We start from the raw sequence: 13,807 nt of genomic DNA on the forward strand, positions 1-13,807 counted from the left end.
CCCGCACATCTTCGTGATCGCCGCCGTCAACGTCGTCTTCCCGTGGTCGATATGACCGATCGTCCCCACATTCACATGCGGCTTTTTTCGTTCAAACTTTTCTTTCGCCATCTTAATCGTCCTCCCCTTCAAGCCGGGATTTTATTCTTGTCTCGCGTTTTCCACGAACGGCGGATGGGCCTGAATGCTGTCGGCTGATCCCCCCCAGCATCGAACCTGCCGACTACCAGCGGAAATGCGCAAATGCCTTGTTGGCTTCGGCCATCTTGTGCGTATCTTCTCTCTTCTTGACGGTAGCACCTCGGTTATTGGCGGCGTCCAGCAACTCCCCCGCCAACTTCTTGGACATTCCCTTTTCCGAGCGTTTCCGCGAAAAATCGATAATCCAACGGATCGCCAACGCCGTTCTGCGAGCCGGCCGGATCTCCGTCGGAACCTGGTAGGTCGATCCGCCGACGCGCCGTGATTTGACCTCGATGGTCGGCTTGGCGTTTTCCATGGCGTTTTCGAACACCTTCAGCGGCGCCTCGTTGGTTTTTTCCCCAATAATGTCAAAAGCGTCGTAAAGGATTCTCTCCGCCACGCTTTTCTTGCCGTCGCGCATGATGGATTTGACAAACCTTGCGACAAGCTTGCTGTCATACTTTGGATCCGGAACAATCACCCGCTCGGGAACTTCTCTTCTTCTTGGCATAGGTCACACCATTCTCACTGTGTTATTTGGGTTTCTTGGCACCATATTTGGACCGCCCCTGCTTCCGATCTTCCACGCCCAGTGTATCCAGGGTGCCCCGGACGATATGATACCGCACACCAGGTAAGTCCTTGACGCGGCCGCCTCGAACCAGGACGACGGAGTGTTCCTGAAGATTGTGGCCGATACCCGGAATGTAAGCGCTCACTTCGATCCCCGTGGTGAGCCGGACCCTGGCAACCTTCCGCAAGGCGGAGTTCGGCTTCTTGGGCGTCGAGGTGTACACGCGGGTGCAGACCCCTCTTTTCTGAGGCGCACCTTTTAAAGCCGGGGTACCGGTCTTTTTCTTAATTCGCTGTCTACCTTTTCGCACTAATTGGTTTATGGTCGGCATAAAAACCCCTATCTCCTAATCTAAATCACCATTTTTGTGATACATGACAAAATTCTTTTTTATATACATGTAAGGATTCTCTGTCAAGAGATTTTCTCGTTTCAGAGGGAATCGATCTCCAGCTCGGAATATGACGGAAATCCCGTTCCCGCTGGAATAATGCGCCCCATGATGACGTTTTCCTTGAGTCCCTTGAGATAATCCTCGGCACCGGCAATGGCCGCCTCGGTGAGCACCTTGGTCGTTTCCTGGAAAGAAGCCGCGGAAATGAAACTGTCCGTACTGAGGGAGGCCTTGGTGATGCCCAGGATCAGGGGTTCGGCTACTGCCGGTTTCCCGCCCTTGGCCTTGACCTCCTTATTCACCGCTTCGAACACGCTTTTATCGATCTGTTCCTCTATGATGAACTCGGTGTCCCCCACTTCCTTGATCTTGACGCGCCGCATCATCTGCCGAACGATCACCTCGATATGCTTGTCATTGATGCGCACGCCCTGGAGGCGATACACCTCCTGAACCTCGTTGACCAGGTATCGCGCCAGAGCGACCTCGCCCTTGATGGTCAGAATATCCTGGGGGATGGCGGAGCCGGCGATGAGGGGCTCGCCCGCGCGGATGTAGTCCCCCTCGTAGAAATTGATGTGCTTGCCTCGAGGAATCAGGTACTCCTCGACATCCCCGCCGTCCACGGGGGTCACCGTCACCTTCTGTTTGCCTTTGGGCCCCTTGGCGATGGAGACGTATCCGTCTATCCGGCTCAGCACCGCCGTCTCCTTGGGCCGACGGACTTCGAAAAGCTCCGCGACGCGGGGAAGACCACCAGTGATATCCTTGGTCTTGGTGGTGGCGCGAGGCAGCTTTGCCAATACGTCGCCCGCCTTCACCGTGTCGCCTTCCTCCACGAGGAGAATGGCCTCCACAGGAAGTGGATAGCGCATTTTTTTTCCGTCCGGCCCCTTGATGGTGATCCTGGGGCGGACCTCCGCCAACTTGGACTCGATGATCGTCCGGCTCGATTTTCCGGTGACGGGGTCGACCTTTTCCTGGAGGGTTTTCCCCAGCGAGATGTCGCCGTATCGGATGACGCCGTCCACTTCGGTGATGATGGGCGTCGTGAAGGGATCCCATGTCACCAGGAGGTCGCCGGCCTTCACCTCCTGCCCGTCCTTGACGAGAATATGAGCACCGTAGATGACCGGAAACCGCTCCAGCTCCCGACCGGTCTTGCCGACGATGGCGAATTCGCCGCCCTGACGGTCCATGACGATCAGTTCACCGTCGGCGTTCCTGACCACGTTGACGTCGATGAACTGGATGTTGCCTTCCACCCGTGCCCGGATGTCCGCCTGCTCGACACGCCGACTGGCAGTACCGCCGATGTGGAAAGTCCGCATGGTCAGCTGGGTGCCCGGCTCTCCGATGGACTGGGCGGCCAGAATGCCGACCGCCTGACCGACCTCGACCCGTCTTCCGTGGGCAAGGTCCCTGCCGTAGCATGCGGCGCAGACGCCCTGGGCACTGTTGCAGGTCAACACCGACCGAATTTTCAGTTTGGTGAGGCCCGCCCTCTCGATCTTCGCCACGACGGTTTCGTCAATCTCGTCGCCGATGTTGGCAATGATCTCGTCGGTGTATGGATCCCGCACATTCTCCTCCGCCACCGTCCGTCCCAGAACCCGTTCGCCCAGACGCTGAATGATCTCGCCGCCCTCCATGAGCGCCTCCACCTCCACGCCCCGGATGGTGCCGCAATCCGGCTCCATCACCACGCAATCCTGGGCTACATCGGCAAGTCTCCGGGTGAGATAACCGGAGTTCGCGGTTTTCAAGGCAGTGTCGGCGAGACCTTTCCGGGCGCCGTGGGTGGAAATGAAGTATTGCAGCACCGAAAGGCCTTCGCGGAAATTGGCCGTGATCGGGGTTTCGATGATCTCTCCCGACGGCTTGGCCATCAACCCCCGCATGCCCGCCAGCTGCCGCATCTGGTCCTTGCTGCCTCGAGCGCCGGAATCGGCCATCATGAAGACCGGGTTGAAGCCTTCCATGAGAATGGGCCGGCCGTCCTTGTCGAGACGGGGATTTCCCTCATCGTCCAGAAGCGGGGCCTTTTTCATGGCATCCATCATTTCGTTGGCGACGTCGTCCGTAGCCTTGGCCCAGATATCGACCACCTTGTTGTATTTTTCTCCCTGAGTGATCAGACCTTCGGTATACTGTCGACCGATCTCCGTCACCTGCTCTTCCGCCCGTTTGAGAATCTCCCATTTCATCTCAGGGATGATCATGGCGTCGATGGAGATGGAAAGCCCCCCCAGGGTCGAATATTTATATCCGATGTCTTTCAGGCGGTCTGACAGGATGACGGTCGCCTTGGCGCCCAGGTTTCGATAAACCTTGTCCACCAACTCCCGCAGCATCTTCTTGTCCATGACGTTGTTGACCGTGTCGAAGGGAATATCCGGCCGCTTGGTCAGAATTTTGAAGATGTGGTAGGCACCATCGCCAAAGATGACCTCCGTCACATCGCCTTCGGAAAGAGCGAACACGTCCTCGATATCAACCTGCTTGGCATTGAAGATTCTCCGGAATTCGTCCTGCCGCAGAAGCCCCACCATACCGTCGTCCTCGACATCGCTGCTCACGGAGTGCCGTCGGACCATCTCGATGAAGTCGGCGCCGCCCCGGATCTCTGCCAGAATTTTTTTCGCGGCTTCCTTGTCCGAAATCTCGATGTGGCGCATTTTGAGCAGACTGTCTTTGGGAATGATCTCCCAGAGCAGAACCCGCCCGACAGTGGTCTCCACCATCTTTCCGTCCATTCTGACGGAAATCTTGGCATGGAGATCGACTGCGTCGGCATCAAAAGCGGATCGGACCTCGTCCACGTTGGAAAAGCGCTTCCCGGCCCCCCTGGAAAACGGAATTTCCCGCGTCATGTAATAAATCCCCAGAACGATGTCCTGACTGGGGACGATGATCGGGCTCCCGTTGGCCGGAGAGAGGATATTGTTGCTGGAGAGCATCAGTATCCGAGCCTCGATCTGGGATTCAACGGACAACGGCACGTGAACGGCCATCTGGTCGCCGTCGAAGTCAGCGTTGAACGCCGTACAGACCAAGGGATGAAGTTGAATCGCTTTCCCCTCGATCAGGGTCGGCTCGAAGGCTTGGATCCCCAATCGATGCAATGTCGGGGCCCGGTTGAGCATCACGGGGTATTCCCGCACTACCTCGTCCAGGGTGTCCCACACCTCGGGAATTTCACGCTCAACCATTTTCTTGGCGCTTTTGACCGTCGAGACGAGCCCTTTCTGTTCAAGCCGGTAGTAGATAAAGGGCTTGAACAGCTCGAGAGCCATTTTCTTGGGCAAACCGCACTGGTGCAGCCGCAGGTTGGGCCCGGTAGTGATGACGGTACGACCGGAATAATCGACCCGTTTTCCAAGCAGATTCTGGCGAAACCGCCCCTGTTTGCCCTTCAGGGTGTCGCTCAGGGATTTGAGCGGGCGCTTGTTGGTTCCGGTAATGACCCTGCCGTGTCGCCCGTTGTCGAACAGGACGTCCACGGATTCCTGAAGCATCCGTTTTTCGTTCCGAACGATGATGTCGGGCGCGTTGAGATCCATCAGCCGTTTGAGTCGATTGTTCCGATTGATAACCCGTCGATAGAGGTCGTTGAGGTCCGACGTGGCGAAGCGCCCCCCCTCGAGAGGGACCAATGGCCGGAGATCCGGCGGCAACACCGGGATAACATCCATGATCATCTGCTCCGGCTTGATACCGGATTTCCGGAAAGCGTCCACGATCTTGAGCCGTTTGGACAGTTTCTGCCGCTTGGCCATAGAGGTCGTGGAATTGATCTCCTCCCGGAGCTCCCGGTGCAGTTGCTCCAACTCCAGGCCCTGCAGAAGGATTTTTACGGCCTCCGCGCCGATGCCCGCATCGAACTTGTATCCGTATAGCTCTCGCGCCTCACGATATTTCTCTTCGGTCAGCAACTGGCCCCTGGTAAGACCAGTCTCTTTCGGGTCGACAACGATGTAGCTGTCGAAGTAGAGCACCTTCTCCATATTTTTGAGAGTCAGATCCAGAAGGTTGCCAATTTTGCTGGGCAGGCTCTTCAGAAACCAGATATGAGCAACGGAAGTCGCCAGGTCAATATGGCCCATGCGCTCACGCCGGACCTTGGATTGAATGACCTCGACGCCGCATTTTTCACAAATGACGCCCCGATGCTTCATCCGCTTGTATTTGCCGCAGTTGCATTCGTAATCCTTGGTTGGACCGAAAATTTTTGCACAGAAAAGCCCATCACGCTCCGGTTTGAAGGTCCGGTAGTTGATAGTTTCCGGCTTTTTGATCTCCCCATGAGACCATTCCCGAATCTGTTCCGAGGATGCCAAGGCAATCTTGACCCCTTTGTAGTTTTTCGGGTCCATGGGTTTTGCAAAAAAATCGTATAACGTTTCCAAATTGATCCCCCTTTAAAGCTTTAGGCGTTAAACCAAACGAAAACGATCCTGTCAGTTTTCGTTCTGCATGAGGGTAATGTCCAACCCCAGACTCTGCAATTCTTTGGTCAGAACTTTGAAAGATTCGGGGATACCAGGTTCCAGGACGTTCTGTCCCTTTACGATCTTCTCATACATTCTTGTCCGGCCGGCCATATCGTCGGATTTCACCGTCAGGAATTCCTGCAACGCATGAGCCGCGCCGTAAGCCTCCATGGCCCAGACCTCCATTTCGCCCAACCGCTGACCGCCAAACTGCGCCTTGCCGCCGAGCGGCTGCTGGGTGACCAGGGAATAGGGGCCGATGGAGCGGGCGTGTATTTTATCATCCACCAAGTGGTGCAATTTAAGCATGTACATCGTTCCAACAGTAATTCTCTCTTTGAAGGGCTCACCGGTACGCCCGTCATAGAGGGTCGCCTGTGCCGTCCGGGAAAGCCCCGCTTCCACCAGGAGCGCCTTGATTTCATCTTCCTTGGCGCCGTCGAAGACCGGTGTCGCCATATGAACACCGTCTTTATAGAAGGATGCAAAACTCAGCAGCGTCGCATCGTCCATTTCCGCGATCTCGTTGATCACCTGAATCTCGTTGTCGTTCAGGGCATCCATCTTTTCCGTCGAAAAGATACGCTTGACCTTTTCCCTGAGCGCGACCGTTTCCTTGTTTCGAACCATCGCCTCGAGCTGCTCGCCCAGAACCTTGGCGGCTCGACCCAGGTGAATCTCGAGGATCTGACCGACGTTCATCCGCGACGGCACGCCCAGCGGGTTGAGCACCATATCGACCGGCGTACCGTCCTCGAAATAGGGCATGTCTTCCTGGGGGAGTATTCTCGACACCACGCCCTTGTTGCCGTGTCGGCCGGCCATCTTGTCGCCCACGGAGAGCTTCCGTTTCATGGCGACATAGACCTTCACCATCTTGATTACTCCAGGCGGCAAGTCGTCGCCCTTCTCGAACCGGCTCACCCGTTGTTCAAAATTGAGGCGGCAGCGCTCGCACTGCTCGGTATAGATATCCAGGATGTTGTGGACCTGATCGGTGACGTCAACATCTTCCAGGACGATGCCCTCCAGTTGAGAGAGGGGATCGATATTGTCCAGTATCTCCCGGGTAATTTCGACATTTTTGGGAATCAGTACCGTCTTGCCCTTTTTCAGAGGCACCGAGCATTTCTGTCCGACGAGAAGCCGGGCGATCCGCTCCCAGACCACATCCCCCATGATCGCGATTTCATCGTCCTTGTTCCGCTCGAACCGGGAGATCTCTTCGTCTTCGATCCACCGGGTCCGATCGTCTTTCTCGACGCCCCGGCGGGAAAAGACCTTCGCGTTAATCACGATCCCTTCGACGCCGGGCGGCACCCGAAGCGAGGTGTCCTTCACATCGCCCGCCTTTTCACCAAAGATGGCCCGAAGCAGTTTCTCCTCCGGGGAGAGTTGGGTCTCACCCTTGGGCGTGACCTTGCCCACCAGGATGTCGCCGGATTTCACCTCCGCTCCCAGACGGACGATCCCGCTGTCGTCAAGATTCTTAAGGGCCTCCTCCCCCACGTTGGGGATATCACGGGTGATCTCTTCCTTGCCCAGCTTGGTGTCGCGGGCAACCACCTCGAACTCCTCGATATGCACCGAAGTGTAGACCCCGTCTCGGACCAGTCGGTCGCTCACCAGAATGGAGTCCTCGAAGTTGTAGCCGCCCCACGGCATGAAAGCGACGGTGACATTCTGGCCGAGGGCCAACTCGCCGTTTTCGGTGGCCGGGCCGTCCGCGATGATCTCCCCGGCCTTGATTCGCTGCCCCTTGTGGACGATGGGCCGCTGGTTGAAACATGTGTTCTGGTTAGACCGGACGAATTTGGACAGGTTGATGGGCTCGACGACCTTTTCCGACGGATCCTCCGACATGTCGTATTTCAGAAGGATACGCGAGGCCTCCACATCCAGGACGATCGCATCGCGCTTGGCGACGATGGTCACGCCCGAGTCTTTTGCCACCACGGACTCGATGCCCGTGCCCACCAGGGGCGCCTTGCTCTGCATGAGGGGAACGGCCTGCCGCTGCATGTTGGATCCCATGAGCGCACGGTTGGCGTCGTCGTTTTCCAGAAACGGAATCAGAGAGGCCGAAACGCTCACCAGCTGATTTGGGGAGATGTCCATCAGTTCGATATTCTCCCGGTCGACCATCTCGAACTCGCCGGAGACGCGTGACGTCACCCTCGGATTGACATACTGCTTGTTCTCGTTCATGGGCGCATTGGCCTGGGCGATGGGATGCTTCTTCTCCTCGAACGCGCTCAGGTATCGAACCTCGTCGGTCACCGTGGCATTCCGAACCACGCGATAGGGTGTCTCGATAAATCCGTAATCATTGACCCGCCCGTAGGTACTGAGGGAAACGATCAGACCGATGTTGGGCCCTTCCGGGGTTTCAATGGGGCATATGCGTCCGTAGTGAGACGGATGAACGTCCCGCACTTCGAAGCCGGCTCGCTCCCGGGTGAGACCGCCCGGGCCCAGCGCACTCAGACGGCGCTTGTGGGTCGTTTCCGACAGAGGGTTGGTCTGGTCCATAAACTGAGATAGCTGACTCGTTCCGAAAAATTCCTTCACCACGGCGGACACCGGCTTTGGGTTCACCAGATCGTGGGGCATGAGGGCATCGACCTCTTGAAGGCTCATCCGCTCTTTGATGGCGCGCTCCATCCGTACCAAACCGATGCGATACTGATTCTCCAGAAGCTCTCCCACGGCCCGGACCCGCCGGTTGCCCAAATGGTCGATATCGTCCACAACGCCCTGGGTATCCCGGAGTTCCACCAGCGTCTTGGTGGTCAGGAGGATGTCTTCCTTGCGAAGCGTCCGCACGTCGACGGGGGTATCGATGCCCAGCCGGAGATTGATCTTCATTCGCCCGACACCCGACAGGTCGTAGTAGGAGGACTTGAAGAACAGATGATCGATAAAATCCTGAGCGACCTCCGGCGTCGCGGGATTGCCCGGCCGAAGCCTCCGATATATCTCGATCAATGCTTCTTCCTTGGTTTCGACCTTGTCGAGCAGAAGGGTCTTTCGTATGGAATCGCTGATGCTGACGCCGTCGATCAGCAGAAGTTCGAATTGATCGATTCCCACGCGGCTGATCTCCTTCAACACCTCTTCATCCACCGGATCGTTAGCTTTAGCGATGATCTCACCGGTTTCCGGCGCGATCACGTTGAAGGCGAAGAAGCCGTTCAGGATGTCGTCGACGCTGATGGGGATTCGCTGGACATCCGCAGCCTTGAGTTGCCGAATGGCCCGTTGAGTGAATATACGCCCCTTTCGGACCACCACTTCGCCGGTGTCGGGAAGAACGATATCCTGGGAAGCCCGCTGCCCCTTGAAGGCATGTTCCTCGAAGATCTTATAGAATTCATCCCCCTCGATGACGATCTTCTGGGTTTCATAAAAATAGGCCAGGAGGTCCTCGGTGGTATATCCGAACGCCTTGAACAGCAGCGTCACCGGAAACTTCCGTCGTCGATCGATGCGAATGTAGACGATGTCTTTCGGGTCAATCTCCATGTCGATCCAGGAGCCCCGAACAGGGATGATCCTCGATGAATAGATGACCTTTCCACTGGAGTGGGTCTTTCCCTTGTCATGGTCGAAAAACACGCCGGAAGAACGATGAAGCTGGCTGACGACTACCCGCTCAGTCCCATTGATGATGAAGGTTCCCTTGTCGGTCATTAAGGGGATGGTGCCGAAATATATCTCCTGTTCCTTGATGTCGCGAATATTGGAGACCCCCGTCTCCTTGTCGATATCGTATACGACGAGCCGGACGGTGATACGAACAGGAAGCTCATAGGTCATGCCGCGGTCTATACACTCTTCGACGCTGTGCTTGGTTTCCGCAAAACGGTAAGAAACAAATTCAAGGGACGCGCTCCCCGTAAAATCCTTAATGGGAAACACCGACTTGAATACGGTTTGCAGCCCGATATCTTCACGCTTTTCAGGAGGAACGTCGATTTGCAGAAAACGTCTGTAAGACTCTCTTTGCATTCCGATAAGATCAGGAATCTCGATAATTTTCTTAATTTTCCCGAAGTTTTTCCTTATGCGTTTAGCTGCCGCTAAAGGCTTTCCCGTCATATCGTCTCCAATGAATAATGGTATTCTGAAACGGCGACAATGGGATGAAAGCCGTAACGGCATTCCATCCCATTGTCGCTGATACTATAATGGCGTGTAGGAGTGAGGATGTGGCTTATTTTATTTCGACCTGCGCGCCGGCTTCTTCAAGCTGAGCCTTGATTTTGTCGGCCTCATCCTTGGGAACCCCTTCCTTCACCGGTTTGGGGGCCTCATCCACCAGGGCCTTGGCTTCTTTCAGGCCGAGACCGGTAATGGCGCGCACTTCCTTGATCACCTGAATCTTCTTGTCGCCCGAGGCAGTCAGGATGACATCGAACTCCGTCTTCTCTTCGGCTGCGGCCGCAGCGCCCTCGGCGGGCATGCCGCCGGCCATCATCGCCACGGGTGCGGCAGCGGAGACGCCGAATTTCTCTTCCAGTTCCTTAACCAGCTCCGACAGCTCCAGAACCGACATATTTGCAATAAATTCTATAACATCTTCTTTGGTAACATCCGCCATTTTTACTTATCCTCCAAGTCTTGTTTTAACAGGTACGAAACACCTCAGGCCGCTTCTTTCTGCTCTTTGATGGCCTGCAACGCATACAACAGTTTCTGGGGAACCGCATTGAGAACGCGCACGAACGCTGTCGGAACCCCGTTCATCGCGGAGAGCACCTGCGCGAGCAGGACCTCTCTGGACGGCAGGGACGACAGCGCCTTGATGGCCTTGACATCGATCCGTTTGCCGTTCATGACGCCGATTTTGATCTCGAACTTGTCGTTTCCTCCCGCAAACTCCGTCATGACCTTCGCGGGCGCGACCGGATCGTCGTAGCTCATCGCTACGGCGCTGGGGCCTTTGAAGTCATCTTTGATCAATGCCACCTCGGTGTCTTCGGACGCTCTGACGAGAAGCGTGTTCTTGACGACCTTGAATTCGACATTGACCTCGTTGAGTTTTTTCCTCAATTCACTGACGGCGGCCACATCAAGCCCCTTATAGTCGGTCAGGATGACAATCTTGGATTTCGAGAACTTTTCGTGAAGTTCCTCCACGATCGCCTTTTTCTTGTCCAGCTTCATATAATTTTCACACCTCCTTTCGTGCCTGTTCAAAACCAGAGGTAAGTAAACTTGGAAAGCTACTGTCTCGGCAGGCCGAACATGTCGATTAAATACAAATCAGCAGAGCACCAGAATTTGTATACCCACGGTCTTTGACAGGAATATTTTTTGAGTGCGGTATTGGCGTGAGTAGGAACGGCGCGATTGAAACCTCCGCCCCCTGTCTCCTCAAACATAATTATTTTACCAGATCTTTGATGGATGCCGTATCGACCTTGACGCCGGGTCCCATTGTCGTGGATACGGCGATGCTTCGGATGTAGGCACCCTTACTCGCCGAAGGCTTCAGGCGCATGATCGTTTCCAGAAACGCAGTTGCGTTCTGCACGATCTTTTCGGCGCCGAAAGAGACTTTCCCCATGGGTGCGTGGACAATTCCCGCCTTTTCCACTCTGAAGTCAATCTTTCCCGCTTTCAATTCGGTGACCGCCTTTGCCAGATCAAAGGTGACGGTTCCGGTCTTTGCATTGGGCATCAGACCTCTCGGCCCGAGGAGACGACCGATCTTTCCGACGGACCCCATCATGTCGGGCGTCGCGACGGCCTTGTCGAACTCGAACCAGCCGCCCTTGATCTTTTCGATCAATTCATCGTTTCCGACATAATCGGCTCCGGCCTCTTCAGCCTCTTTTTCCTTTTCGCCCTTTGCAAATACGAGAACCCTCACCTCTTTCCCGATTCCATTGGGCAGGACAACCGTCCCTCTGACCATTTGGTCCGCGTGCCGCGGATCAACACCCAGTCTGACGGCGATATCAAAAGTCTCGTCGAATTTCGCAAAAGAGGTCTCAATCGCTCGTTGTACAGCTTCCGTAAACCCGAGTAGCGCTCCAGGACTTGACTTTTTCTTTGCCTCTAAATATTTTTTACCCCGCTTCGGCATCGTTTATCCTTGCTCCTTATCCATTATCCTAATGATCAATCGTCCCTTCAGCGGCAACCCCACCCTCCGGCGTTGATCATTTATCTGCGATCTCAGACGATCAAGCTACCTCGATCCCCATGCTCCTTGCGGTACCTTCGATGATCTTGCAGGCCGCATCCAAATCGTAGGCGTTCAAATCAGGCATCTTGAGCTTGGCAATCTCCTCTACCTGCGCCCGCGTCACCCTGGCGACCTTATCGCGCTTCGGATCGCTCGCACCCTTGGCAATTTTCGCCGCTTTTTTCAGCAGGACGGCAGCAGGCGGTGTTTTGGTCACAAAGGTAAAGGACCTATCCTGATAAACGGTGATGACAACCGGGATGATCATGCCTTCCTCATTGGCCGTTCTCGCGTTGAAGGCTTTGCAGAAATCCATGATGTTGACACCGTGCTGTCCAAGCGCCGGACCGATCGGGGGGGACGGGTTGGCCTTGCCTGCCGTCACCTGTAGTTTTATCTGTGCAATTACCTTTTTTGCCATCTTTCTCTATATACTCCTGATCAAGGCGTTTTTGGGAGGTTCGGGTCACCGGCCCAAGCAAGCCGTCCACCCCCCAGACTACTTATAGTTTTGTCACTTGTACGAAATCGAGTTCCACCGGTGTGGAACGGCCGAATATGCTCACCAGAACCTTTATCTTACCCTTCTCCGGATTCACTTCCTCCACGGTGCCGTTGAAATTGGTAAACGGCCCGTCGATAACTCTGACGTCGTCTCCCGTCTCGAAATAAAACTTGGGCTTGGGCTTGAGCTGGCCGGCTTCCATCCGGTTGAGAATGCCGGCGGCCTCTTCGTCGGAAATCGGTACTGGTTTTTCGCGGCCGCCCAGGAAGCCGCTGACCTTGTCGGTGTTGTTCACGATATGCCAGGTTTCATCGTCCAGATCCATCTGAACCAGAATGTATCCCGGATAGAATTTACGGGAAGAGGTCTTTCGCTTTCCCTTAACGAGTTCGACAATCTGTTCCGTCGGTACGACGATCTCACCGAACTTTGCCGCATGAGGAGAAGAGGCGATTCGTTCCTCCAGGGATTTCTTGACCTTGTTTTCAAACCCTGAATACACATGGACGATGTACCATTTTAGCGCCATTTTTATCTCCGTTTTTACTGAAGCACGACATGAATCAAACTTGACAGCGCCAAGTCCACAACCCCGAGAAACAAAGAGATGATCATTACAAGGATAATGACGACGACCGTCGAGCCGATGGTCTGCTTTTTGGAAGGCCAGGTGACTTTCTTCAGCTCGGCCTTGGCCTCCCTCAAAAACTGAATCCCCTTTTCCAGGTAGCCGATCTTGATGGTTCCGGTCGAGAGCTTTTTCTGAGGCGCGGGGAATCTTTTTTTCTGGACTTCCCGGGGAGCGACCGAAACGGCCTCACCCGCCACCGCCTCAGCGTCCTGTCCGTCGGAGGACACCGCCGATTCGCCGCCGTCACCCGGTTTCTTTTTTTTCTCTGTTTTTTTCTTCCTCTGTAACCGTGCCATTATGCTCCTAAAAATATGGAAAGCCCAAAGAGTCAACCGGCCGAAGCGGCCCGTCTACGCCTTGAGCTTGCACCATAAAATATCCGCATGATTCTGGCAGGCCAGGAGGGACTCGAACCCCCAGCATTCGGATTTGGAGTCCGACGCTCTACCATTAGAGCTACTGGCCTGAACAAAGCACCTTGCCTATGAAGCAACCGGATTGACCGACCCGCCCTTGTTCGACATCGGGCGGATCAACTACTTGGTTTCTTTGTGAGGCGTATGCTTTTTACAAAATCGGCAATATTTTTTGAATTCCAGCTTATCCGGCGTCGTCCGTTTGTTCTTGGTCGTCATGTAGTTCTTCTGCTTACACTCGGTGCATGTCAGCGTTACATTTACTCTCACAGGAAACTCCTTCAGTGCTATTCGATAATTTCGCTCACGACACCGGCACCGACGGTACGGCCGCCTTCACGGACGGCAAACCGAAGTTCCTTCTCCATGGCGATCGGCGTAATCAACTCGCCGGTGATCTTCACATTGTCTCCCG

12 protein-coding genes, 1 tRNA gene and 1 pseudogene are annotated in these 13,807 nt (G+C 55.1%); all 14 read right to left on the reverse strand.

The features are described from left to right. On the reverse strand, window positions 1-111 hold a 111-nt coding region (locus tag AB7S84_RS12815), incomplete at its 3' end, for a GTP-binding protein (RefSeq protein WP_428154630.1). 112 nt (window positions 112-223) lie between these two features. Beyond that, window positions 224-694, reverse strand: coding sequence for a 30S ribosomal protein S7 (rpsG, locus tag AB7S84_RS12820; RefSeq protein WP_428154865.1), 471 nt, complete (start codon window positions 692-694; stop codon window positions 224-226). A gap of 22 nt (window positions 695-716) precedes the next feature. Next, window positions 717-1,088 carry a 30S ribosomal protein S12 gene (gene rpsL, locus AB7S84_RS12825; protein ID WP_020878811.1) on the reverse strand — a complete coding sequence of 124 codons (372 nt, stop codon included), beginning with the start codon at window positions 1,086-1,088 and terminating at the stop codon, window positions 717-719. A gap of 101 nt (window positions 1,089-1,189) precedes the next feature. After that, entirely contained in the window at window positions 1,190-5,560 is a 4,371-nt protein-coding gene (gene rpoC / locus AB7S84_RS12830; RefSeq protein WP_428154868.1) for a DNA-directed RNA polymerase subunit beta', read from the reverse strand. Window positions 5,561-5,611: 51 nt separating this feature from the next. After that, window positions 5,612-9,745, reverse strand: coding sequence for a DNA-directed RNA polymerase subunit beta (gene rpoB, locus AB7S84_RS12835; protein WP_020878813.1), 4,134 nt, complete (start codon window positions 9,743-9,745; stop codon window positions 5,612-5,614). Window positions 9,746-9,860: 115 nt separating this feature from the next. Next, window positions 9,861-10,247, reverse strand: a complete 387-nt coding sequence (rplL, locus tag AB7S84_RS12840; RefSeq protein WP_020878814.1) for a 50S ribosomal protein L7/L12 — start codon at window positions 10,245-10,247, stop codon at window positions 9,861-9,863. 44 nt (window positions 10,248-10,291) lie between these two features. Next, window positions 10,292-10,813, reverse strand: a complete 522-nt coding sequence (gene rplJ / locus AB7S84_RS12845) for a 50S ribosomal protein L10 (protein WP_020878815.1) — start codon at window positions 10,811-10,813, stop codon at window positions 10,292-10,294. A gap of 220 nt (window positions 10,814-11,033) precedes the next feature. Continuing rightward, window positions 11,034-11,738 (reverse strand): 50S ribosomal protein L1, encoded by a 705-nt coding sequence (gene rplA, locus AB7S84_RS12850; RefSeq protein ID WP_020878816.1) that lies wholly within the window; start codon window positions 11,736-11,738, stop codon window positions 11,034-11,036. Window positions 11,739-11,838: 100 nt separating this feature from the next. Then, window positions 11,839-12,261: a 50S ribosomal protein L11 gene (gene rplK, locus AB7S84_RS12855; protein ID WP_020878817.1), complete on the reverse strand. Its 423-nt coding sequence runs from the start codon at window positions 12,259-12,261 to the stop codon at window positions 11,839-11,841. Window positions 12,262-12,343: 82 nt separating this feature from the next. Then, window positions 12,344-12,874 (reverse strand): transcription termination/antitermination protein NusG, encoded by a 531-nt coding sequence (nusG, locus tag AB7S84_RS12860; protein ID WP_020878818.1) that lies wholly within the window; start codon window positions 12,872-12,874, stop codon window positions 12,344-12,346. 14 nt (window positions 12,875-12,888) lie between these two features. Continuing rightward, a complete protein-coding gene (secE, locus tag AB7S84_RS12865) occupies window positions 12,889-13,272 on the reverse strand; it encodes a preprotein translocase subunit SecE (protein WP_020878819.1) in 384 nt (127 codons plus the stop codon). A 94-nt stretch (window positions 13,273-13,366) separates the two neighbouring features. Beyond that, a tRNA-Trp gene (locus AB7S84_RS12870) sits at window positions 13,367-13,442 on the reverse strand. 70 nt (window positions 13,443-13,512) lie between these two features. Then, the gene (gene rpmG / locus AB7S84_RS12875) at window positions 13,513-13,662 is read right to left on the reverse strand and encodes a 50S ribosomal protein L33 (RefSeq protein ID WP_040416939.1); all 150 of its coding nucleotides are present in this window, start codon (window positions 13,660-13,662) and stop codon (window positions 13,513-13,515) included. A gap of 17 nt (window positions 13,663-13,679) precedes the next feature. Beyond that, window positions 13,680-13,807 (reverse strand): annotated as a pseudogene (gene tuf, locus AB7S84_RS12880) (elongation factor Tu); the annotation flags it as partial.

Source organism: Desulfococcus sp. (genome assembly GCF_050178255.1).
GTDB lineage: Bacteria > Desulfobacterota > Desulfobacteria > Desulfobacterales > Desulfococcaceae > Desulfococcus > Desulfococcus multivorans.

Excerpts from the sequence above, each read along its gene's own strand:
- nusG (WP_020878818.1), bottom strand. The coding sequence starts at position 12,874 with ATGGCGCTAAAATGGTACATCGTCCATGTGTATTCAGGGTTTGAAAAC.
- rplK (WP_020878817.1), bottom strand. The coding sequence starts at position 12,261 with ATGGCAAAAAAGGTAATTGCACAGATAAAACTACAGGTGACGGCAGGC.
- secE (WP_020878819.1), bottom strand. The coding sequence starts at position 13,272 with ATGGCACGGTTACAGAGGAAGAAAAAAACAGAGAAAAAAAAGAAACCG.
- rpsG (WP_428154865.1), bottom strand. The coding sequence starts at position 694 with ATGCCAAGAAGAAGAGAAGTTCCCGAGCGGGTGATTGTTCCGGATCCA.
- rpoB (WP_020878813.1), bottom strand. The coding sequence starts at position 9,745 with ATGACGGGAAAGCCTTTAGCGGCAGCTAAACGCATAAGGAAAAACTTC.
- rplL (WP_020878814.1), bottom strand. The coding sequence starts at position 10,247 with ATGGCGGATGTTACCAAAGAAGATGTTATAGAATTTATTGCAAATATG.
- rplJ (WP_020878815.1), bottom strand. The coding sequence starts at position 10,813 with ATGAAGCTGGACAAGAAAAAGGCGATCGTGGAGGAACTTCACGAAAAG.
- rpsL (WP_020878811.1), bottom strand. The coding sequence starts at position 1,088 with ATGCCGACCATAAACCAATTAGTGCGAAAAGGTAGACAGCGAATTAAG.
- rplA (WP_020878816.1), bottom strand. The coding sequence starts at position 11,738 with ATGCCGAAGCGGGGTAAAAAATATTTAGAGGCAAAGAAAAAGTCAAGT.